Origin of the sequence: Streptomyces noursei, assembly GCF_016917755.1 — a bacterium.
In the GTDB taxonomy this organism is placed as follows: Bacteria; Actinomycetota; Actinomycetes; order Streptomycetales; family Streptomycetaceae; genus Streptomyces; species Streptomyces yunnanensis.
The window spans coordinates 6211755-6232616 of sequence record NZ_CP070326.1; the positions used below are offsets into that span (position 1 = coordinate 6211755).

Annotated in this window: 21 protein-coding genes and 1 pseudogene; 14 read left to right on the plus strand and 8 right to left on the minus strand. The window is 71.6% G+C overall.

From position 1 onward, the window contains the following. The first annotated feature begins 24 nt into the window (after positions 1-24). From JNO44_RS27240 to JNO44_RS27275, 8 genes are all read left to right on the plus strand, one after another. Positions 25-918: a DUF5936 domain-containing protein gene (locus JNO44_RS27240; protein ID WP_039633226.1), complete on the plus strand. Its 894-nt coding sequence runs from the start codon at positions 25-27 to the stop codon at positions 916-918. Positions 919-920: 2 nt separating this feature from the next. After that, entirely contained in the window at positions 921-1367 is a 447-nt protein-coding gene (locus JNO44_RS27245) for a hypothetical protein (protein WP_205366485.1), read from the plus strand. A gap of 344 nt (positions 1368-1711) precedes the next feature. Next, positions 1712-1876: a hypothetical protein gene (locus JNO44_RS27250; protein WP_205366486.1), complete on the plus strand. Its 165-nt coding sequence runs from the start codon at positions 1712-1714 to the stop codon at positions 1874-1876. Positions 1877-1893: 17 nt separating this feature from the next. Further along, on the plus strand, positions 1894-2583 hold the full coding sequence (locus JNO44_RS27255) for a pilus assembly protein TadG-related protein (protein ID WP_205366487.1): 690 nt from the start codon (positions 1894-1896) through the stop codon (positions 2581-2583). Positions 2584-2658: 75 nt separating this feature from the next. Continuing rightward, on the plus strand, positions 2659-3246 hold the full coding sequence (locus JNO44_RS27260; protein WP_205366488.1) for a hypothetical protein: 588 nt from the start codon (positions 2659-2661) through the stop codon (positions 3244-3246). Between the two features lie 10 nt (positions 3247-3256). After that, on the plus strand, positions 3257-3859 hold the full coding sequence (locus JNO44_RS27265) for an OmpA family protein (RefSeq protein ID WP_205366489.1): 603 nt from the start codon (positions 3257-3259) through the stop codon (positions 3857-3859). 55 nt (positions 3860-3914) lie between these two features. After that, positions 3915-4499, plus strand: a complete 585-nt coding sequence (locus JNO44_RS27270) for a TetR/AcrR family transcriptional regulator (protein WP_205366490.1) — start codon at positions 3915-3917, stop codon at positions 4497-4499. 105 nt (positions 4500-4604) lie between these two features. After that, positions 4605-5816 (plus strand): Cmx/CmrA family chloramphenicol efflux MFS transporter, encoded by a 1212-nt coding sequence (locus tag JNO44_RS27275; protein WP_205366491.1) that lies wholly within the window; start codon positions 4605-4607, stop codon positions 5814-5816. Between the two features lie 26 nt (positions 5817-5842). On the opposite strand, the gene JNO44_RS27280 is transcribed toward JNO44_RS27275, so the two are convergent. Beyond that, entirely contained in the window at positions 5843-6199 is a 357-nt protein-coding gene (locus tag JNO44_RS27280) for a DUF192 domain-containing protein (protein ID WP_039633208.1), read from the minus strand. Positions 6200-6240: 41 nt separating this feature from the next. On the opposite strand from JNO44_RS27280, the gene JNO44_RS27285 reads away from it, so the two are divergent. Then, positions 6241-6978 carry a prepilin peptidase gene (locus tag JNO44_RS27285; RefSeq protein ID WP_205366492.1) on the plus strand — a complete coding sequence of 246 codons (738 nt, stop codon included), beginning with the start codon at positions 6241-6243 and terminating at the stop codon, positions 6976-6978. 685 nt (positions 6979-7663) lie between these two features. Here JNO44_RS27285 and mgrA read toward each other — a convergent pair. Continuing rightward, complete coding sequence (gene mgrA, locus JNO44_RS27290) at positions 7664-8698, minus strand: L-glyceraldehyde 3-phosphate reductase (protein ID WP_205366493.1); 1035 nt, start codon at positions 8696-8698, stop codon at positions 7664-7666. Between the two features lie 139 nt (positions 8699-8837). Here mgrA and JNO44_RS27295 point away from each other — a divergent pair, with 139 nt between their 5' ends. From JNO44_RS27295 to JNO44_RS27310, 4 genes are all read left to right on the plus strand, one after another. Next, complete coding sequence (locus tag JNO44_RS27295) at positions 8838-9617, plus strand: isoprenyl transferase (protein WP_205370613.1); 780 nt, start codon at positions 8838-8840, stop codon at positions 9615-9617. Positions 9618-10252: 635 nt separating this feature from the next. Then, positions 10253-11590, plus strand: coding sequence for a PhoH family protein (locus JNO44_RS27300; RefSeq protein WP_073443685.1), 1338 nt, complete (start codon positions 10253-10255; stop codon positions 11588-11590). A gap of 407 nt (positions 11591-11997) precedes the next feature. Further along, positions 11998-12693 carry an aggregation-promoting factor C-terminal-like domain-containing protein gene (locus tag JNO44_RS27305; RefSeq protein ID WP_205366494.1) on the plus strand — a complete coding sequence of 232 codons (696 nt, stop codon included), beginning with the start codon at positions 11998-12000 and terminating at the stop codon, positions 12691-12693. A gap of 123 nt (positions 12694-12816) precedes the next feature. Further along, positions 12817-14379 (plus strand): AI-2E family transporter, encoded by a 1563-nt coding sequence (locus JNO44_RS27310; RefSeq protein WP_235094289.1) that lies wholly within the window; start codon positions 12817-12819, stop codon positions 14377-14379. 109 nt (positions 14380-14488) lie between these two features. On the opposite strand, the gene JNO44_RS27315 is transcribed toward JNO44_RS27310, so the two are convergent. After that, positions 14489-15022, minus strand: coding sequence for an alkyl hydroperoxide reductase (locus JNO44_RS27315; RefSeq protein WP_018536447.1), 534 nt, complete (start codon positions 15020-15022; stop codon positions 14489-14491). A gap of 5 nt (positions 15023-15027) precedes the next feature. Continuing rightward, positions 15028-15582 carry a peroxiredoxin gene (locus JNO44_RS27320; RefSeq protein ID WP_067347329.1) on the minus strand — a complete coding sequence of 185 codons (555 nt, stop codon included), beginning with the start codon at positions 15580-15582 and terminating at the stop codon, positions 15028-15030. 141 nt (positions 15583-15723) lie between these two features. Between JNO44_RS27320 and JNO44_RS27325 the strand changes: the two genes are divergently transcribed. After that, on the plus strand, positions 15724-16683 hold the full coding sequence (locus JNO44_RS27325) for a hydrogen peroxide-inducible genes activator (RefSeq protein ID WP_073443682.1): 960 nt from the start codon (positions 15724-15726) through the stop codon (positions 16681-16683). A 6-nt stretch (positions 16684-16689) separates the two neighbouring features. Here the strand turns inward: JNO44_RS27325 and JNO44_RS27330 are convergent. The 4 genes and pseudogenes from JNO44_RS27330 to JNO44_RS27345 form a co-directional block, all read right to left on the minus strand. Further along, positions 16690-16935, minus strand: a pseudogene (locus JNO44_RS27330) (Uma2 family endonuclease); the annotation flags it as partial. Positions 16936-17122: 187 nt separating this feature from the next. Then, entirely contained in the window at positions 17123-19543 is a 2421-nt protein-coding gene (locus JNO44_RS27335) for an FtsX-like permease family protein (protein WP_205366495.1), read from the minus strand. Continuing rightward, positions 19540-20226, minus strand: a complete 687-nt coding sequence (locus tag JNO44_RS27340; protein WP_205366496.1) for an ABC transporter ATP-binding protein — start codon at positions 20224-20226, stop codon at positions 19540-19542. Before JNO44_RS27340 ends, JNO44_RS27335 begins: the two co-directional genes overlap by 4 nt. Beyond that, positions 20223-20747, minus strand: a complete 525-nt coding sequence (locus tag JNO44_RS27345) for a PadR family transcriptional regulator (protein ID WP_073443678.1) — start codon at positions 20745-20747, stop codon at positions 20223-20225. The genes JNO44_RS27340 and JNO44_RS27345 overlap by 4 nt, the downstream gene beginning before the upstream one ends. Positions 20748-20862 lie beyond the last annotated feature (115 nt).

The window sequence follows — 20862 nt, forward strand, 5'->3', positions numbered from 1 at the left end:
TGTCAGCTGCCGAAAGAAGGACTGATGGCAATCGGAATCCTGCTGGCCCTCGCGCTCGCCCTGTCGGTCGTCGGCATCTGCTGCGGGATCGCGCTCTACCGCCGCGAGGCCCGGCTGCCGCCCGACCTCGCGCTGTCCCTGGAGGTCGGCGCGACCCGGACCACCGCCGTCGGCTCGGCCGTGGACCGCACCGGCATGCGCTACGCCCCGCTCGTCCTGCGGCTGATGGGCGAGAAGCGGGTGGCGCGGGTCCGCCGCCGGATCGACCTGGCGGGCAACCCCGGCGGCCTCACCGTCGACCGCTACGCCGCCCGCCGTGCGGTCTACGGCGGCCTGGGGTTCTTCGGCGCGCTGGTGATGTTCCTCAAGGGCCAGCCGGTGCTGGGCGTCCTGATGGTGCTGTTCGGCCTGTTCTGGACGGAGGTGGGCATCTGGGCGGCCATCCGCCAGCGCAAGGACACCATCGAGCGCACGCTTCCGGACTTTCTCGACGTGCTGGCCGTCGTGGTGAGCGCCGGTCTGGGCTTCCGCCAGGCGCTGGACCGGGTCGCCGAGCGGTACGAGGGCCCCTGGGCCGACGAACTCCGCATCACGCTGCGCCAGATGGACATGGGCGTCAGCCGCCGCGCCGCCTTCGAGGAGCTGCGCAAACGCAACGACTCCGAGCAGGTCGCACAGTTCGTCACCGCCCTCCAACAGGGCGAGGAACTGGGCTCGCCGATCGTCGAGACGCTGATCCAGATCGCCAACGACATGCGCCGCACGGACGCCCAGAACGCCCGCCGGCGGGCCGCCCGCGCGGTCCCCAAGGCCACCATGGTCGTCACCACGTTCATGGTCCCGGCCACGATGATCCTGCTTATCGCCGGCTTCTTCCTGGGCTCCGGCACCGACTTCGGCTCCCTGATGGGCAAGTGACCATGACCCGCACCACACCCTCCGCCGCCCTCTCGGACGCACCCCCGGCGACCTGGCGCCGCTGGACCGCCCTCGGCGTCCCCGGCCTGGTCGCCCTCGGCACCGCCCTCGCACTCCTCCAGGGCACCGTGTTCGCCCACGACACCTTCCACGACTGCCACTACTTCGGCCCGTCCTTGCGGATGCACATCGCAGCCTGGGCGGGGCTGGCCTGCGGACTCGCCGCGCCGATGCTGTACGTGGCGCTGTGCCGCGGTGCGGCCCGGCGCGGCTGGGACCACACCGCCACCCGCGCCTCCGGCCTCGCCCTGGCCGTCCTGATCCTGGGCGTACTCCCGTTGCTGCTGGAGGTGTTCGGGGTCTGGGTGCTCTACGCGCCCGACCCGTCCGGCGGCTACGACTGCTCGGGGCTGGCGGCACCGGGCCCGGCCGCCCTCTCGGCCGGATGAGACCGGTCCGGGGACCGCGTTCCCTCCAATGCCTTCGCAAGCGCAACGAGTTGTGCCACAGTGGTGGCGCCTGGCGGCCGCCCGCACCGCGGTGCGGGCGGCGTCCGGAGCGCATGGGCAGGGGGATTTCGGAGGGGGAACGGGGGTGGCCGAGGTGACGCGCGATGGCCGAAACACGACGCCCCTTCCCTCGTTGGTGGTTTCGGACGAGGGGGAGGTTCGGAACCTCTGTTCCGGGAACGCCGTTCCGGCGTACTTTTCTCGTGTCATGAGCGCGGACGCGCGCACCACGGGGACACACCGGCCGGACCAGAGCGGGACGGCGGCCCATGGAGGAGAAGACGATGGCGAAGCGGACCGTGAGGAACGACCGGGGACAGACCTCGATCGAGTACCTCGGCATCATCGCGGTGGTCGTGGCGATCGTCCTGGTGCTGTCGACCACGGACTTCGGCAGTCAGATCGCCAACGCCATCGCCAACAAGATCTCCGACGTCGTCGGGATCTAGCTCCCGACACTCCGCCCGTGCCGGCCACCACCGTCACGCGCCGCCGCCGGCGCGACGCCGGGCAGACCCTGCCGATCTACCTCGTCGCGATCGGCGGCCTGCTCTTCCTCGCGCTCGCCTTCTTCGCCGTAGGCCAGGCGGCGGCCAGCCGCAACGGCGCGCAGACCGCCGCCGACGCCGCCGCGCTCGCCGCCGGCCAGAAGTACCGCGAGGACCTGCGCGAGGGCTTCCTCGCCGGATTCCGCGAGGGTACCGGCGACCCGACGGCCTGGGAGGAACTCCTCGCCGGCCGCGGCGCCCCCTCCGACCCGGCCTGCACGAACGCCGGCTGGTACGCCGGCCGCAACGACGCCGCGGTCTCGTCCTGCACCCCGGACTCCTGGCCGACATCCTTCGCCGTCACCGTGAAGTCCCGCCGCCCCGTGGGTGATTCGGTCATCCCGGGCACCGGGAGCACCCATGCCGCCGCCGAGGCGAAGGCGGTCGTCGTCCCCCGCTGCACCTTCGCCGCCGACACCCCCTCGACCCGGCCCACACCAGCCCCCACCCCCACCCCCACTCCCGGCGGTAGCAAGGACGGCGGCAAGGACCCCAGGCCCACTCCCCGCACGCTCACCTGCGACGGCAAGGGCCGGACGCTCGACCCCGACCACCTCCAGGACTTCCCCACGGCCGCCGACCTGTTCTCCGTACGCCTGGCCCGGTGACCGCCGCCCGCCCCGAGACCAGCCGCCCCGTGGCCCCACCGACCTCCCGATCGCACTCACCGAAGGAACGGATCCATGAGCATTCGGCGCACCACGAAGGCCGCCAGGGGAGCGGTCGCCACGGCGAGCGCGGTCGGCCTGGCCCTCCTCGTGGCCGGCTGCGGTGGTGGCGACGACGGCGGCGCGCAGGCATCGGACCGCAAGAAGCCGGCCGCCCACAGCGCCACCCCCGACGACGGCGGCGCCGGCTCCCCGGCGGCCGACGCCGACAAGGTCATCGGCGAGATGAAGGGCCCGGACGGCGTCGTGGTCACCCTGAGCTCCGCGGTCCGCGACGCCGGCGGCTTCGTCACCGTCGAGGGCACCGTCACCAACCACGGCACCCGCGCCTTCAACGCCATCGACTGGCGCTCCAACGAGACCGAGCTGAAGTCGCGTTCGTCCGTCTCGGGCGCCACCCTGGTCGACAAGACGGGCAAGAAGCGCTATCTCGTCCTCCGCGACACCAACGGCGAATGCCTGTGTACGACGGGCCTGAGCGGACTGCTGCCGGGCCAGAGCCGCCCGATCTTCGCGCAGTTCCCGGCCCCGCCCGCCAAGGTGACCGAGGTCGACTTCCAGCTGCCCACCCTGCCGCCGGCCACCATCAAGATCTCCGATTGAGCCGCCCGCCATGACCGCCTCCCGCACGGCCCTCACGGCCGCCGCCGCGCTCCTGCTGACCGTCGCCCTGACCGCCCCCACCGCCCACGCCGACCCGCCGGGCGTCACCGAGGACACCACCGCGCCGGTCCGCATCGACCCCACCAACCCCAACCTGCGGATGGTCCAGGGCGCCACGCTTGCCCCGCCCAAGGTCCTCAACATCAAGTCCATCGTCGAGACCGACGACGGCTCCGAGCGCCGGCAGGACACCAACGACAACATCACCTTCGCGCTCCAGGCCGAGGTCCTGTTCGGCAAGGACAGCGCCGACCTGTCGACCGACGCGCTGGCCCGGATCAGCGCCATCGCCGACGAGGTCAGGAAGCAACACGCCACCCACCTGCGGGTCTTCGGCTTCACCGACAACCTCGGCTCCGCCGCGCACGGCCTGGTCCTGTCCAAGCAGCGCGCCAACGCCGTCCAGCAGGAACTCGCCGTCGACCTCGGCTCCGGGATCACCTTCGAGATCCGCGGCTACGGCGAGCAGTACCCGATCGCGGACAACAGCACCGAGGCCGGCCGCCGGAAGAACCGCCGCGTCGAGGTCAGCTTCCCGCGCAGCGGCGGCTGACGGGCCCCGACCACCGTATTGGACCGCCCGATCCAATAACTGTTACCGTTGCCCCATGGCCCGGCCCAGGAAGTTCGACGAGGTGCGGGCGGTCGACGCCGCGATGGAGGCGTTCTGGGCCGCCGGCTATGAAGCGACGTCCACCCAGGACCTGTGCGACGCCACCGGCCTGGGTCGCAGCAGCATCTACAACACCTTCAAGAGCAAGCACGACCTCTTCGAGCGCGCCCTGGCCCGCTACATGGAGCGCAAGAACGGCGAGCTCACCGAGTTCCTCGACGACGACACCCGCACCGCCCGTCAGAAGCTGCGCGGCATCCTCCAGCGCATCATCGACGAGGAGTTCACCCGTCACCCCGACGGTCGCGGCTGTCTCGTCGTCAACACCGCCATCGAGGTCGCGTCCCACGACGCCCCGGTGGCCGCCGCTCTGGAGCGGGACTACGGCGTGCGCCTGGAGATGGTCCGCGCCGTGATCGAGCGCGGTCAGCGCGACGGCGACATCGCCGCCGACAGGGACTCCCGCACTCTCGCCCACCTCCTCATCGCCGCGATCGGCGGCATTCGCGTCTCGGCCCGCGCCGGTGTCGACCGCGCCGCCCTGGAAAGCGTCGCCGACGCCACCCTCACGGCCTTCTAGCGCCGCCCCGCCCGAAGCCCTCCGACCGCCCCCGCCCCTGGCTGCCCCTGCCCCAATTTTGTACTGATCCATCCAAAATAAATCCCACACACCGAGAAGGACCCCATGCCCCTCGCCGTCCACCTCCTCGGCCTGGCGATCTTCGCCCAGGGCACCTCCGAGTTCATGCTCTCCGGCCTCCTCCCCAACATCGCCACCGACCTCGGCGTCTCCATCCCCGACGCCGGCCTGCTGGTCTCCGCCTTCGCCATCGGCATGGTCGTCGGCGCCCCGGTGCTCGCCGTCGCCACCCTCCGGGTCCCGCGCCGCACCGCACTCGTGGCCTTCCAACTGGTCTTCGTCGCGGGCCATGTGATCGGCGCGCTGGCACCCGCCTACGGCGTCCTGTTCGCCACCCGCATCCTCAGCGCCCTCGCCTACGCCGGCTTCTGGGCGGTCGCCGCCGCCACCGCGGCGGGCCTGGTGCCGGCGGAATCACGGGGCAGGGCGATGTCCGTGGTCGGCATGGGGCTCACCCTCGCCACCGTCGTGGGCGTGCCCGCCGGCACCCTCCTCAGCCAACACGCCGGCTGGCGCGCGGCGTTCTGGGCGGTGGCGGCCCTGACCGTCCTCAGCACCCTCTCCCTCCTGGTCGCCCTCCCCGCCACTCGCCGCACGACCCACATCCCCTCCATACGCCGCGAGTTGACCGGCCTGGCCCGCCCCCAGCTCTGGCTCTCCTTCCTCATCACCACCCTGACCTTCGGCGCCGGCGTGGTCACCTTCAGCTACCTCGCCCCGCTACTGACCGAGGTGACCGGACTCCCCGCGGGCTGGGTCCCCGCCGTCCTCTCGCTCTACGGCGTCGGCGGCCTGATCGGCATCACCGTCGGCGGCCGGTACGCCGACTCCGCGCCGCTGCGCACCCTCACCCTCGGCGCCGCCCTCCTCACCCTCGCCTCCGCCGCCCTGGCCCTCGCCGCCGCCGACCTGCCCACCACCCTCGCCCTGGTCCTCCTCCTCGGCTTCACCGCCTACCTCGTCAACCCCGTCGTCCAGTCCCGGGTCTTCCGCCTGGCGCCCGACGCCCTCACCCTGGTCCCCGCCGTGAACACCTCGGCCTTCAACGTCGGCATCACCCTCACCCCCATGCTCGGCGGAGCGACCATCGACGCCGGACTCGGCTACCCCTCCGTCGCCTGGGTCGGCGCCGCCACCGGCCTGCTCGGCCTCATCGCCATCGCCTGGGCCGCCGCCCTCCAACGCCGCACCCGTACCGTGCCCGCACCGCTCCCGGTCCCGCCGCGCACCCCGGCGAGCGTCACCACCGAGGGCTGACCCAACACCCCACGCCCCAAGGGCGATCACCCCCGGGCGCCCCCGACCCGCACCCGCACCCCCGGGCGCAACCCCCACCCGGCCATCGCCCCGGCCTCCGCCTCCACCACGTGGCGGGCCCGCAGCCGCGGCCGCCCCAACCGCCCCGGCCGCAGGGTGCACACGTCGACCACCACGAAGTCCCGGCTCAGATAGGCCACATCGATCGCGAACCGCATCCCGAACGTGTGCACCCCGCTCGCCGGCGTCAGCAGCAGCGCCCCCACGATCCCGTCCCGGCCCAACAACCCCCGGGTCCGGGCCCGGTAGGACGCCGCGACCTCCACCGGAACCTCGACGCCCGCGACCTCCAGAACACCCCGCCCGTCCACCCAACTCCCCATGCCCGCCGTTGTACCAACCGCCGCGCTCTAGGGTCGAGCCCGTGTCCGTCACGCTGATCGCCCTCGCCGCCGCCTACGGAGCCGCCACCGGCCTCCTCATACCGCGGCCCGCGCACCGCCTCTCCGTGGACCCCGAAGAGGACTGGCGCGCGCACTGCCCGGACGGCCATCCGCTCACCGGCGCGGCCCGGGGCTGGCTGGGCCGCGGCCACTGCCCGCGCTGCCGGGCACCGTACGGGCCGCCCGCGCCGCCGATCGCGACCGCCACCGCCCTCGCCTGCGCGGCGCTCGCCACGGCCACCGGAGCCCGCCCGGAACTCGCCGTCTGGCTGCTCATGACGCCCCTCGCGGTCCTCCTGACGCTCGTCGACCACCGGGTGCAGCGCCTCCCCGACGTGCTGACCCTGCCCCTGGCCGGCACCGCGGCCACCGCCCTCGGCGCCGTCGGCTGGCTCACCGGCGACACCGGCAGCTGGCTGCGCGCCCTCCTCGGCGGCGCGGCCCTGGCCGCCTTCTACCTGCTCCTCCACCTCCTCAACCCCGCCGGCCTCGGCCGCGGCGACGTCAAGCTGGCGCTCGGCCTGGGCGTCGCCCTTGGGTGGTACGGCTGGCCCACCCTGCTCACCGGCGGCGCGGCCGGCCTCCTGATCGGCGCGCTCTTCGCGGCCGGCCTCCTCCTGGCCCGCCGCACGGACCGCAAGGCCACCCTCCCGCTCGGCCCCTTCATGATCATCGGAGCCTTCTGCGGCCTCCTCCTGGGCGCCGCGGCATCCCCCTGACCCCACCCCGAGCCACGCCGGTCACCCCGCGATGCACGAAGCACCCCTCCCGCGGGGTTATGGTGGAAGCCCCCCCTCGGGCCGGTCCGTATCCCCCCCACGGACCGGCCCGCTTTTCGTTTGCCCTTCCGCTGCGCTTGGCTGGCTTCCCACGTTGTCGTCCTCCCCGCCGCGGGGGTGCGTGTTCGGTGCGCCTGCGGCGCCGGGCCCGCCTGACGGCGGGGTCTTGCGATTCCGCTGCGCGGGGCGGGTCCGCTGCGCGGGGCTGTTGGGTGCGGTGACGGGCCTGCGGGGGTGGTGTGCAGGACTGCTGCGCTTTACGTCCTGCACACCACCCCCTCCGGCCCGTCCCCTCCCGTGAGTGGGTGGGAAATACAGGTGCGTCCACCCTCACGCCGGTGGTCTGCTCACGGTCACCACTCGACAACGAACCCGCAGGGGACCACTTACGGGCGCCCCGACTCACCGTTTCTATGACCACCCACGGGAGGGGACGGGTCTGCGGGGTGGGGGTTGTCCGGACGTAAAGCGCAGCAGTCCGGACAACCCCCACCCCGCAGACCCGGCACCGCTGCCGAAAAGCCCCGCGCAGCGGCACCGCCCCGCGCAGCGGATCGGCACACCCCGCCGTCAGGCGGGCCCGGCGACCCCTACGGCGGGGACGCCGGCTACGTGGGAGGCATCCTCAACGGCGGGCCCAGATGTTCACGCCCTCCGTCGTCTCCGCGAACTTGTCGACCTCGGCCAGTTCCGCGTCCGTGATCGCGGGGGCGTCGAGCGCCGCGACGTTGGCCTCCAGCTGGGCGACGCTGCTGGCGCCGATCAGTGCGGAGGTCATGCGCTGGTCCCGCAGGACCCAGTTCAGTGCGAGCTGGGCCAGCGACTGGCCGCGGCGGCTCGCGATCTCGTTGAGTCCGCGGAGGCGCCGGACGACCTCGTCGGTGAGGAGGTTCGGGTCCAGGGACTTGCCCTGCGAGGCGCGCGAGCCCTCGGGGACGCCGTTCAGGTACTTGTCGGTGAGCATGCCCTGGGCCAACGGCGCGAAGGCGATGCAGCCCATGCCCGCGTCGTCCAGGGCGTCCAGCAGCCCGTCGTCCTCGATCCAGCGGTTGATCATGGAGTACGAGGGCTGGTGGATCAGCGGGCGCACGCCCATCTCGCGCAGGATCCGGACCGCCTCGCGGGTCTGTTCCGCGTTGTAGGAGGAGACCCCGACGTACAGCGCCTTGCCCTGCTGGACGGCGGACGCCAGCGCGCCCATCGTCTCCTCCAGCGGGGTTTCCGGGTCGAAGCGGTGCGAGTAGAAGATATCGACGTAATCGACGCCCATCCGCTTGAGCGAGGCATCCAGCGACGAGAGCAGATATTTCCGGGAGCCCCATTCGCCGTAAGGGCCGGGGTGCATCAGATATCCGGCCTTTGTCGAGAGAACGAGCTCGTCGCGGTAGCCGCGGAAGTCCTGCGCGAAGATCTTGCCGAAGTTCAGCTCGGCGGACCCTGGCGGCGGTCCGTAGTTGTTGGCCAGGTCGAAGTGGGTGATGCCCAGGTCGAAGGCGCGGCGCAGAATCGCCCGCTGGGAGCTGAGGGTGCGATCGTCCCCGAAGTTGTGCCAGAGTCCGAGAGAGACAGCGGGGAGTTTGAGGCCGCTGCGGCCGGTGCGCCGGTACTCCATGGAGGCATAGCGTGAATCCGCGGCGCGGTAGTCAGTGCCAGTGGTCATGGTCCTCTCCCTATCACGGACTTGTGACATACCTGATTGGGCTGTTGAGACAGCCGAGAAGTAAAGTTGCCCCTTTAGGCGACGGGGCGATGGCCATCGGTACGGAGGGGCTGGACCACACATGCTGCGATCTTCCGGGATGCGCATCCCGTATCCGCCTGCACTGCGCGACCTCGTCTACCGGCTGTACGCCCGCAGGGTGGAGGGCCGTCTGGACCACACCCAGGTGCCCAAGCACATCGGCGTCATCCTGGACGGCAACCGGCGCTGGGCGCGGGCCGACGGGTTGTCGGCCGAGCAGGGCCACCTGGCGGGTGCGGCCAAGATCGACGAACTGCTGGGGTGGTGCGCGGAGACCGATGTGGAGGTCGTCACGCTCTGGCTGCTCTCGACGGACAACCTCGACCGGCCGGCGGCCGAGCTGACCCCGCTGCTGGGGATCATCGAGAACACCGTGCGCAACCTGGCCGCGGACGGCCGCTGGCGGGTCCATCACGTCGGCAACCGCGACCTGCTGCCCGACGCGACCCAGCAGGTGCTCAAGCGGGCCGAGCAGGACACCCTCGACAACAAGGGCGTCCTGGTGAACGTCGCGGTCGGCTACGGCGGCCGGCAGGAGATCGCGGACGCGGTGCGCTCGCTGCTGCTGGAGCACGCCGAGCGCGGCACGACCTTCGAGGAACTGGCCGAGATCGTCGACATCGACCTGATCTCGGAGCACCTCTACACCCGGGGGCAGCCGGACCCGGACCTGGTGATCCGCACCAGCGGTGAGCAGCGGCTGTCCGGCTTCATGCTCTGGCAGAGCGCCCACTCGGAGTACTACTTCTGCGAGGTCTTCTGGCCGGCGTTCCGGAAGGTCGACTTCCTGCGGGCCCTGCGCGACTACGCGGCCCGGCACCGACGCCTCGGGCTCTAGCCCGCAACGTTCCCGGAGGGACTGCCGGGCGGTGCCCGGCAGTCCCTCCGGGCGGATGGCGGGACTCCGTGGACGCGATCGGGGCCCCGCTTCGCTCGTGGGGCCGGATTCCGGCCACGTTGCCCGGTGTGATTCGGCCGTCTTCCGGGGGTGGGACCGGGCGTCGGGGCGCCGTGTGCGCCCCGACGGCGCCCGGGCGCACGTCCTTGATGGCGCGTCTTCCGCGCTCTGACAATGCCTCTCCTAACGCCCCCTCCGGCGCCCCTCGTTCGGGGGCGCCTCCGGTGTCGCGTCCCTGTTCGGAGGGTGCTTCGCCCGTCTTTCCGCCGGTCAGCGGGCACCTGTAACCAAAGGTTCATCGAGCGTGTGTCATATGCCGTGGCATGGGCGCGGGGGTTGAAGGGAATATCCCTGGCAGGTCGGTGCCCGGAACAAACAAGCCATCGGGTGCCGGATCTCAGCGGGCGGCATGGGGCCGTCCGCCCGGGAGGCCCTTTGCGCATCACGGACGATCGTGCGTACCGCACGGACGACGCGGAGGGCCGGCGTTCGGCCCGCGCAGCGCGGTCAGAACCCGGTCCTGTCCCCGGCGACGTCGTCGCACCCCGACCTCATCCGAGGGGGTTCGTCCACCCGTGGTGAACAGCAAGAAGCGCCGTGAGAGCGACCGGCGCACCTATGTACTCGACACCAGCGTCCTGTTGGCGGATCCGTCCGCCATGTCCCGCTTCGACGAGCACGAGGTGGTGTTGCCGGTCGTCGTGGTCACGGAGTTGGAGGCCAAGCGGCACCATCCCGAACTGGGTTACTTCGCGCGGCAGGCGCTGCGCCGGCTGGACGAGTACCGCGTGCAATACGGGCGACTGGACGCCCCCATCCCCATCGGGGAACTCGGCGGGACGCTCCGGGTCGAACTGAACCACTCCGACCCGGGACTGCTGCCCGCCGCCTTCCTGAACGGTCCCAGCAGGTTCGGCGACAACGACTCGCGGATCCTCGCGGTCGCCCGCAACCTCCAGGCCGAGGGGTTCGACGTCACCGTCGTCTCCAAGGACCTGCCGATGCGCATCAAGGCGTCCTCGGTGGGTCTGCTGGCCGAGGAGTACCGCGCGGAGCTGGCGATCACCGACTCCGGCTGGACCGGCATGGCCGAACTCGCCCTCTCCGCCGAGCAGGTGGACGACCTGTTCGCGGCCGAGACCGCGCACGTTCCGGGCGCGGAGGAATTCCCGGTGCACACCGGGCTGGTCCTGCTGTCCGAGCGCGGCAAGGCGCTGGGCCGGGTCACCCCGGAGGGCGCGGTCCGGCTGGTGCGCGGCGACCGGGAGGCGTTCGGGATCCACGGCCGCAGTGCCGAGCAGCGGATCGCGCTGGACCTGCTGCTCGATCCGGAGCTCGGCATCGTGTCGCTGGGCGGCCGGGCCGGTACGGGCAAGTCGGCGCTGGCGCTGTGCGCCGGGCTGGAGGCGGTGCTGGAGCGCCGGCAGCACAGCAAGGTGATGGTCTTCCGGCCGCTGTACGCGGTCGGCGGGCAGGAGCTGGGCTATCTGCCGGGCACCGAGGCGGAGAAGATGAGCCCCTGGGCTCAGGCCGTCTTCGACACGCTGTCCGCGGTGACCACCAAGGACGTCATCGAGGAGGTGGTCGCCCGCGGGATGCTGGAGGTGCTGCCGCTGACCCACATCCGCGGCCGATCGCTGCACGACGCGTTCGTGATCGTGGACGAGGCCCAGTCGCTGGAGCGGAACGTCCTGTTGACCGTTCTGTCCCGCATCGGGGCCAATTCCCGGGTCGTACTGACCCATGACGTCGCCCAGCGCGACAACCTCCGGGTCGGGAGGTACGACGGGGTGGTGGCCGTCGTCGAGAAACTGAAGGGGCATCCGCTCTTCGCGCACGTCACGCTCAATCGTTCGGAGCGTTCGCCGATCGCCGCACTGGTGACCGAAATGCTGGAGGACGGCAGGATCTGACCCGTTGTGGAACGGCGCGCCGCCCGGCGAAGCGAAGGAGCTTAGCCGGGCGGCGCTCGTGTGCGCTCGGATATCCGGAAATCCCGAGAGGCAAACGAGGTGTGAGCTTTCACACCCGATGGGGAATTGCTTCCCGGTAGCCCGTTCGGGCAGAGTCTGGGTCCTGTCAGGCCCCGCATACGGCCCAGACGCACCCTCGAGGTGTATGGACGACCCGAACTTCATAGCGAGTTGCCGTATGCCGCCCAAGCACCACGCGGACCCCCGAGGGGGACGTACCGGGTCAGTGCCTCCCGTGACCAGCCGACGCCACCGCTCAACAGGCGCCGGAACAAGGGGAGGCCAGCGCCAGGGGCACGATTGCGTCCGCGAGGTCACCTAAGCGGGCGATGCTGGAAGGAAAACGTGTGAGCCGGATCTCGGTCCGGGGATTCGCAGTGGCCTCTGCCACCGCGGTCACCACCGTCGGCGCCGTCGTCGGCGTTGCGTCAGGCAGCCAGGCATCGGTCAGCAACACCGAGGCCACCGCGGCCGACGCGACGATCGCCGACATCCCCGCGGGCCAACAGGCCCAGGTGCAGACGGCGTCGTTGACGCAGCAGGCAGACTCGGCGTCCACCCAGGCGGACACGGCGGCCCTGAAGTCCGCCCAGGAGTCGGCCCGCAAGGCAGCTGCGGAGACCGCGCAGAGCAAGAAGGACGCCGCGGACAAGGCGAAGGCGGAGAAGGAGGCCAAGGAGCGTGAGAAGGCGCAGGTCGCCTCCCGCTCGGCCGTCCGCGACGCCAGCGACTTCGTCGCCAAGGCTTCCTACTCCATCGCCGAGACCCAGGCGATGGCGCGCCAGATGATCGCGTCCGACCAGTTCCAGTGCTTCAGCAACATAGTGGAGCGCGAGTCCGGCTGGAACTACCGCGCCACCAACGCCTCTTCGGGCGCCTACGGCCTGGTCCAGGCGCTGCCCGGCTCGAAGATGTCCTCCGCGGGCTCCGACTGGCAGACCAACCCGGCCACCCAGATCAAGTGGGGCCTGAACTACATGAACAGCCGGTACGGCAGCCCCTGCGGTGCCTGGTCGTTCTGGCAGGCGAACAGCTGGTACTAGGCCGCCTGGCAGCTTCACCACGCTCCGAAACCCCCGAACGCGACGCGTCGGGGGTTTCGCGCATCCGGCACAGGTAACGTCGTTACGTCAGTTGTGCCGTAAGGGCGGGGAAGAGGAAGCGACATGTCCAGATTGCCTCAGTGGGTCGGTGGCCTAGGCGCCGGTCTGACGCGGCTCTCGCAGCGGTTGGAGGAGCAGCGCCGCCGTGCCGAGGCCGCCGAGGCTGCCGGCGACACGGATGCGCCGGTGCCGGCCGGGCGCGCCAACGGCCTGGACGGGTACGCCCTGCGGGTTCCGGCCAAGAGCCTCGCCGCGGAGGGCGGGCCCGACGGGCGCACCGTGCCGGCCGCGTGGGGGCCGGCCGCGATGACCGCCGCCGATGCCGTGGCCACGGTGGACGGTGTGCCGGAGCGGGTGGCGAGCGCGCCGGCGGAGCCCGAGGAGCCGGCGGAGCCGGTCCAGACGCCCGCCGCCCGGCCGCCCGAGTCGGTCCCCGCGCCGCCGACCTATGCGCCGGCCGTCGCGGCCCGCCCGGATCCGGTGGCCGCGGTGCCCTGGGGCGTCCGGGTCGCGGCCGAGGCCGGCTGGCGGCTGCTGGTGCTGGCCGGGACGTTGTGGGTGCTGGCGAGGGTGATCACCACCATCTCGCTGGTGGTGCTGGCCTTCGTCGCGGCGCTGCTGATCACGGCGCTGCTCCAGCCCACCGTGGCGTGGCTGCGGCAGCGCAACGTGCCGCGCGGGCCGGCCACCGCGCTGACCTTCATCGGCGGCTTCGTGGTGATGGGCCTGGTCGGCTGGTTCGTCGTATGGCAGGTTCAGGGCAACATCGACTCGGTGTCCAGCCGCATCCAGGAGGGCATCACCGAGCTGAAGGGCTGGCTGCTCAACAGCCCGTTCCATGTGACCGAGAGCCAGATCAACCACATCGCCAAGAACCTCCAGGACGCGGTCGGCGCCAACACCGAGGCGATAACGTCGGCCGGGCTGGAGGGCGTCACGGTCGTCCTGGAGCTGTTCACCGGCATCGTGCTGGCGATGTTCACCACGCTGTTCCTGCTCTACGACGGCCGGCGGATCTGGGAGTGGACGCTCAAGCTCGTCCCGGCCGCGGCCCGCGAGGGGGTGGCGGGCGCCGGCCCGCGCGCCTGGCGGACGCTGACCGCCTATATCCGCGGCACGGTCCTGGTCGCGCTGATCGACGCCGTCTTCATCGGCATCGGACTCTATTTCCTCAATGTGCCGCTTGCCGTCCCGCTCGCCGTCTTCGTCTTCCTCTTCGCGTTCATTCCGCTGGTCGGCGCGGTGGGCTCGGGCGCGTTGGCGTGCGTGGTCGCGCTGGTCGCGGGGGACGACGGCGTCTTCACTGCGCTGCTGGTGCTGGCGGTGGTGCTGGCGGTGAACCAGATCGAGAGCCATGTGCTCCAGCCGTTCATCCTGGGCCGGGCGGTCCGGGTGCACCCGCTGGCAGTGATCCTCTCGGTCGCCGCGGGCAGTCTGATCGCCGGCATCGGCGGCGCGGTGGTGGCGGTGCCCCTGGTGGCCGTGACCAATACCGTCGTCGGCTACCTCCGCTCGTACTCCCGGGAGCAGGCGCTGCGGATGACGGTGCCGCCGCGCGGCGCGACCGCGCTCGCGGTGGCGCCGACCCCGCCGCCGCGGCACTCCGAGCACCCGGCGGACGAGTAACGGCCGGCGGTCCCCCCCGCAACGCACGGAACCCCCGCGGACACCAGGTCCGCGGGGGTTCCGCGTTGTTGCGTGGTACGGGGGCGTGCGCCGCCCGCTCCGCCGTGCCTTACTCGGCGAGGGCGGCCTCGGCGTCGAGGGTGGCGCCGACGGCCTGCAGGACGGCCGCGATCTTGACGGCCTCCTGGATCGTCTCGCGCTCGACACCGGCCTTGCGCAGCACCTGCTCGTGCGAGTCCAGGCACATGCCGCAGCCGTTGATGGCGGAGACGGCCAGCGACCACAGCTCGAAGTCGACCTTGTCCACGCCGGGGTTGCCGATGACGTTCATCCGCAGACCGGCGCGCAGGTTGCCGTACTCCGGGTCGGAGAGCAGGTGGCGCGTCCGGTAGAAGACGTTGTTCATCGCCATGATGGCCGCGGCCGACTTGGCGGCGGTGTACGCCTCGGCGGAGAGGTTCGCCTTCGCCTCCGGCTCCAGCTCGCGCAGCACCTTGGGGGAGCGCGAGGCGATCGCGCAGGCGAGCACCGTGCCCCACAGCTGCTGCTGCGGAAGGTCGGAGTTGCCGATCACCGAACCGAGGTTCAGCTTCAGGTCCTTGGCGTAGTCCGGAACGGCGGACTTGAGGTCATCGAGAGCCATGGGTGTCACTCACCAGCCAGCAGGGCGACCGGGTCCAGGGTGTCCTCGCCCTTGCTCCAGTTGCAGGGGCACAGCTCGTCGGTCTGCAGGGCGTCCAGGACCCGCAGGACCTCCTTGGGGTTACGGCCGACGGAGCCGGCGGTCACCATGGTGAACTGGATCTCGTTGTTCGGGTCGACGATGAAGACGGCGCGCTGCGCGAAGCCGTCCTCGCCCTCGATGCCGAGGTCGCGCATGAGCTCGTGCTTCGAGTCGGCGAGCATCGGGAAGGGCAGGTCGGTCAGGTCCGGGTGGTCCTTGCGCCAGGCGTGGTGCACGAACTCGGAGTCGCCGGAGAAGCCGAGGATCTGGGCGTCACGGTCGGCGAACTCGTCGTTCAGCTTGCCGAACGCGGCGATCTCGGTCGGGCACACGAAGGTGAAGTCCTTGGGCCAGGCGAAGACGATCTTCCACTTGCCCTCGTAGGTCTTGTGGTCGATCTGCCCGAACTCCTTGCCCTTCTCCAGCGAGACGCAGGCGGTCAGGTCGAACTCGGGGAACTTGTCACCAACAGTGAGCACGCGCTCTCCTTGTTACAAGAAAGTCCCTTGTGGGGCGCTTTCTGGTCTTTCCTTGAGGCTTGGACGGGATCCACAGTGCCACAGCAGGCATTGATCAGGGAAATAGTTAGACTTGTGGACGTTGATCGGAGGTGGTTATCAGTGGCATCCCCCACGAACCCCGGCGGGCGGCCCCGCCAGCCCAGCCTGGCCCAGCTGAGGGCCTTCGCCGCGGTCGCCGAGCACCTGCACTTCCGGGAGGCGGCGGCCGAGATCGGCATGAGCCAGCCCGCGCTCTCCGGAGCCGTCTCCGCGCTGGAGGAAACCCTGGGCGTCCAACTCCTGGAGCGTACGACCCGCAAGGTGCTGCTCTCGCCGGCGGGGGAGCGGGTGGCGGTCCGCGCCCAGGCCGTCCTGGACGCGGTCGGCGCGCTGATGGAGGAGGCGGAGGCGGCCCGCGCGCCGTTCACCGGCGTGCTCCGCCTCGGCGTCATCCCGACCGTCGCCCCGTATCTGCTCCCCGCCGTCCTGCGGCTGGTCCACGACACCTACCCGGAGCTGGACCTCCAGGTGCACGAGGAGCAGACCACCTCGCTGCTGGACGGACTGGCGCACGGCCGGCTGGACCTGCTGCTGCTCGCGGTGCCGCTCGGCGTCCCCCAGGTCACCGAAATCCCTCTGTTCGACGAGGACTTCGTGCTGGTGGCCCCGAAGGAACACTGGCTCGGCGGGCGCGGCGACATCCCCCGCGCGGCCCTGAAACAACTCGACCTGCTGCTGTTGGACGAGGGGCACTGCCTGCGCGACCAGGCGCTGGACATCTGCCGCGAGGCGGGGCGGGACGAGAACACACCGGTGACGACGAGTGCGGCCGGGCTCTCCACGCTGGTGCAGTTGGTGGCCGGCGGTCTGGGGGTAACTCTCCTGCCGCGTACGGCCCTTCGCGTCGAGACCGCCCGCAACGACCTTCTGACCACGGGCTACTTCGCGGACCCGGCACCTTCTCGGCGGATCGCCCTGGCCATGCGCAGCGGCTCGGCCCGGCAGCCGGAGTTCGAGGAGTTCGCGGCGGCGCTGCGGGGGGCCATGCGGGGGTTGCCGGTGCGGGTTGTGGAGGGGTGAGGGGCGTCAGCGGCGCCGTGGGGTGCGGCGCCTGGAATCTTCCAGAACCTGCGCGACATCGAGGGTGACGCTGGCCCCGATCGACTCCGGAAGCGTGACCTTCTCTCCCGCTACATGGATGCGGTGAACGGCGTAGCCGTCCTCCATAGGCTCGGTGAGGACGTGGAGGCGCTCGTGCTTGCGGTCGACGATCACGTACACAGGGACGTTCGCGGACCCGTAGGCGGCGACCTTCTTACGCAAGTCGTTGCGTTGGCCGGGGAGCTGCTGCATCAGCTGGTCGGCCTGTTCGAGGAGCAGGTGCCGGTGGCCGTGCGCGTAAGGCCCTTCGGCGGCTGCTGCGGACATGCATGCCTCCCGTTGCCTGGTGTCGAGTGCCATCATCGTAGGCACGGTCGCCCGCACCCGTCTCGTACGACAACGTTCACCCGTTCGGGTATCACTCCGTCCGCAACCCCTCCGGCCGCATCATCCGCCACAGCGGCGGCAGGCTCAGGGCGGTGACGAAGAGGATGACGCCGCCGCCGATGGCGGTCATGCCGGCGACCACCGGCCAGTCGACGATCACGTCGCTGCCGATGATGGTGAGCAGCAGGGAGCCCAGGGCCAGTCCGCAGGACAGCGCCAGGGCCAGGCCGAGGGCGACCGGCAGGGCGGTCTGCCACAGGACGGACCAGCCGAGGGTGGCGCGGCGGGTGCCGTACGCGTCGAGGGTGGAGAGCAGCCGGCGGCGTTCGTAGAGCTGCTCGACGGTGGAGATGATCAGGCCCGCGCCGATCAGCAGCAGGGTGACGACCGCGCCGATGAAGATCGTGGTGCGGATGCCGTCGTACTGCCGGTCGTGCGGGTTGTCGATGGAGGAGCCCTCCATCATCGTCGGGTCGATCCGGGCCGCGGTGTTGCGGATGTGCTCGACGGCGTCGGGGGTGTCGCGGTCGAAGCGGACGAGGGCCTCCACGCTGGGCCTGGTGAGCCGGTTCGTGTCGAGGACCGAGGGGGTCAGGAGCAGGTCGTAGTAGAGGCGGTGGCCGTCCTGGAGCGGGGCGAGCTGGGCGGCGCGGGCGGACGGCGGAACCGTCCAGGGGCGGGGGGCCGGGACGGGCTCGTCGGAGGCGTCCGGCGGGTTGAGGTTGATGGTGGCACCGGGGGTGAGGCCCCTCTCGGTGCCGGAGTCCCGGTGGCCGTCGGTGACGAAGGCGTCGCCGTCCCGGCAGGACGGCAGGTGGGCCACCTTGCGCAGCTCGGCGCAGGTGCCGACGCCGATGATGCCGGGGAGGTCGCGGTCGGTGTCGTGGTCCGGGGTGGGCATCCGGCCGGCGTTGGCATCGAGGAGGCCGCGGGCAGTGGTGACCCCGGGGGTGGCACGCAGCGCGCTCAGCAGTCGTTCGGTCTGCTGCCAGCTCGCCCCGTTGCCCCACAGGCTGATCTGGGGTACCCGGCCGGACTCGGCGTACGCGGCGGCGTAGCCGGCCTGCGAGCCGGTCATCAGCATGTGGATGGCGACGGCGCCGGCCAGCGCGACGGTGATGCCGCTGACCGCGCGGGTCGCCGGGCCGCTGCTCAGCTGGAGCCGGCGGACCGCCAGCTGCCAGGTGACCGGGCCGCCGCGCAGCCGGCCCACGACCCGGTCGACCAGCCAGGGCAGCAGTGCGGTGACGCCGAACAGCAGCAGCGTGGAGCCGCCGGCGAGGCAGCCGGTGGCGAGCGGATCGTCGATCGGGCCCGGCCGGATCGCCATGGGGACCAGCAGGGCCGTGCCGGCGACCGGCAGCGCGACGCGCCACCACAGCCGGCGGCGGACCGGTGGGCGGTTGCGGACGATGCCGAGCGGCTCGACGGTGACGCCGCGCTGGGCGACCAGGGTGACCAGGACGGCGGCGGTCGGCACCAGGACGGTGATCAGCAGCGCGGCGAGCGGGCCGGGGGTGACGTCCGAGGGATAGACGTTGATGTCCCACAGGGTGATGGAGGGGGCCAGCAGACGGCCGGCGAGGAACAGCGCGCCGCCGCCCAACAGTCCGAGCAGCGAGCCGAACAGCACCTCGCCGGAGGCGATCCGCCGGGTGGTGCGGACGTCGGCGCCGACCAGGCGGAGGGCGGCCAGGCGGCGCTCCCGGCGTTCGTTGCCGAAGCGCACGGAGGTGCCGATGAAGACCATCACCGGCGTCATCAGCGCCACACACGTCATGATCACCAGGACCAGGCCGGGCGTGGTCAGCGGCCGTGGGTCCCAGCTCTTGCCGAAGCGGTCGATGCGGTAGCCGGTGAGCTCGCTGAGGGCGTCGCTGTGCGCGAGGTAGGTGAGTTCCCGCGGGCCCTTCAGGCCCTCGTCGCCGATCACGCCGACGATCCGGTAGCTGCTCAGGCGGGCGCGCAGCAGTGCGTTGTCGGGGGCGGCCAGCAGGTCCTTCAGGGCCGGCGAGACCACCATCTCGCCCGGGCCGGGCAGGTGTCGCATGCCGGGCGGCGCCGGCGGGTGCGCGCCGTCCGGGCGGACCAGCCGGCCGCGGATGGCGGTGCCCCGGAAGACGGTGTCCGTGTGGGCGTACAGGACGGTGCGGTCGCTGCGCGGCGGCGGGTGCGCCTGGCCGAGGTTCTCGCGGGCCTTCTCCCGGCCGTGCCAGGCGTTCATCAGGGTCGGGGCGGAGGCGCAGAACAGCAGTACCGCCACGCCGAGGGCGACCCCGGCGGCGGTCAGGGCGGTGCGGATCCAGCCCTCCCGCCCGCCGCCGGCCGCGAACCGCATGCCCATGGCGAGGTCGCGGGCCCAGCGGGCCGGGCCGGTGCGCGGGGGCGCGGGCGGCGGTGCGGGTACGGTGGTGTCCCGCTCGCCGTGGGGCCGCGAGCGGAGCAGGGTCATATCCGGCCCGCCATGTCCTTCACCCGGCCGTCCCGGACGACGATCTCGCGGTCGGAGTAGGCGGCGACCCGGGCCTCGTGGGTGACCAGCACCACGGCCGCGTTGGTGTCCCGGGCGGCGTTGGTCAGCAGCGTCAGCACGCGCTCGCCGTTGAGGGAGTCCAGGGCGCCGGTGGGTTCGTCGGCGAAGATCACCCGCGGTCGGGTGGCCAGCGCGCGGGCGACCGCGACCCGTTGGCCCTGGCCGCCGGAGATCTCTCCGGGGCGCTGCCCGTCCACGCCGTCGACCTCCAGCTGCGCCAGCCAGTCGCGGGCCTGCCGCTCGGCGTCCTTGCGCTTGGTGCCGTTCAGTCGCAGCGGCAGCGCGACGTTCTCCAGGCACGTCAACTCCGGGACGAGCTGGCCGAATTGGAAGACGAATCCGAAGTCGGTGCGGCGCAGCGCGCTGCGCTGGGCGTCGGTCAGCTCGGTCAGGGCGTGCGTGCCGTAGCGGACGGTGCCGGAGTCGGGGCGGATGATCCCGGCGAGGCAGTGCAGCAGGGTCGATTTGCCGGACCCGGAGGGGCCCATGACGGCGACCACCTCACCGGGGTGGATGGAGAAGTCGGCGCCGTCCAGCGCGGGCGTGGGGCCGTACGCCTTGCGCAGCCCCTCCGCGGCGAGCAGGGATCCCTCGGGTGTCATCCGCCGACCGCCTCCGCCAGTTTGTCCAGGCGGGCGGCGGTCAGCTCCAGCCAGCGCAGATCGGCTTCCAGGTGGAACAGCGCGTGGTCGCAGATCAGCTGGTCGGCGAGGTCCCCGGTCCGCTTGCGCTCGGTCAGGCCGCGCATCAGCCGCAGGTGCTCGGCGCGCTGGGTGTCGAGGAGTTCGGCCGCGTCCCGGTCGGTCATCAGGGCCAGGACGACCTTGGTGTAGAGCGTGGACTGGAGGTAGGGCTCGGGCTTCTCCGGCCGGGCCAGCCACTGGGCGACGTCGGTGATCCCGGCGTCGGTGATGGCGTACCGCTTACGCTCCGGGCCCGCCCCGGCCTCCACGCCGTCCACCTCGACCAGGCCGTTCTTCAGCAGCCGGGACATCGTGGAGTAGACCTGCCCGTAGTGCAGCGGGCGGTCCTGCCCGAAGTGCTCGTCGAAGGCCCGCTTGAGGTCGTAGCCATGGCGGGGGCCGGACTCCAGGAGGCCCAGCAGCGTATGACCGATTGACATGACGACCACCTTACTCGGGGCTGTAACGCTGGTGTATACGCACGTGGTATACCGGCTTGCTCTGAGGGGGGGAGGTGCGGGGCGGTCGCCGCAGATTTCTGCCGGCGACCGCCCC

Bases quoted from the DNA above. Each gene is read 5' to 3' on its own strand.
- JNO44_RS27245 (WP_205366485.1), top strand. From the start codon at position 921: ATGACCCGCACCACACCCTCCGCCGCCCTCTCGGACGCACCCCCGGCG.
- JNO44_RS27295 (WP_205370613.1), top strand. From the start codon at position 8,838: ATGCGCATCCCGTATCCGCCTGCACTGCGCGACCTCGTCTACCGGCTG.
- JNO44_RS27340 (WP_205366496.1), bottom strand. From the start codon at position 20,226: ATGACACCCGAGGGATCCCTGCTCGCCGCGGAGGGGCTGCGCAAGGCG.
- JNO44_RS27345 (WP_073443678.1), bottom strand. From the start codon at position 20,747: ATGTCAATCGGTCATACGCTGCTGGGCCTCCTGGAGTCCGGCCCCCGC.
- JNO44_RS27250 (WP_205366486.1), top strand. From the start codon at position 1,712: ATGGCGAAGCGGACCGTGAGGAACGACCGGGGACAGACCTCGATCGAG.
- JNO44_RS27315 (WP_018536447.1), bottom strand. From the start codon at position 15,022: ATGGCTCTCGATGACCTCAAGTCCGCCGTTCCGGACTACGCCAAGGAC.
- JNO44_RS27240 (WP_039633226.1), top strand. From the start codon at position 25: ATGGCAATCGGAATCCTGCTGGCCCTCGCGCTCGCCCTGTCGGTCGTC.
- JNO44_RS27265 (WP_205366489.1), top strand. From the start codon at position 3,257: ATGACCGCCTCCCGCACGGCCCTCACGGCCGCCGCCGCGCTCCTGCTG.
- JNO44_RS27270 (WP_205366490.1), top strand. From the start codon at position 3,915: ATGGCCCGGCCCAGGAAGTTCGACGAGGTGCGGGCGGTCGACGCCGCG.
- JNO44_RS27310 (WP_235094289.1), top strand. From the start codon at position 12,817: ATGTCCAGATTGCCTCAGTGGGTCGGTGGCCTAGGCGCCGGTCTGACG.
- JNO44_RS27280 (WP_039633208.1), bottom strand. From the start codon at position 6,199: ATGGGGAGTTGGGTGGACGGGCGGGGTGTTCTGGAGGTCGCGGGCGTC.
- JNO44_RS27260 (WP_205366488.1), top strand. From the start codon at position 2,659: ATGAGCATTCGGCGCACCACGAAGGCCGCCAGGGGAGCGGTCGCCACG.
- mgrA (WP_205366493.1), bottom strand. From the start codon at position 8,698: ATGACCACTGGCACTGACTACCGCGCCGCGGATTCACGCTATGCCTCC.
- JNO44_RS27335 (WP_205366495.1), bottom strand. From the start codon at position 19,543: ATGACCCTGCTCCGCTCGCGGCCCCACGGCGAGCGGGACACCACCGTA.
- JNO44_RS27275 (WP_205366491.1), top strand. From the start codon at position 4,605: ATGCCCCTCGCCGTCCACCTCCTCGGCCTGGCGATCTTCGCCCAGGGC.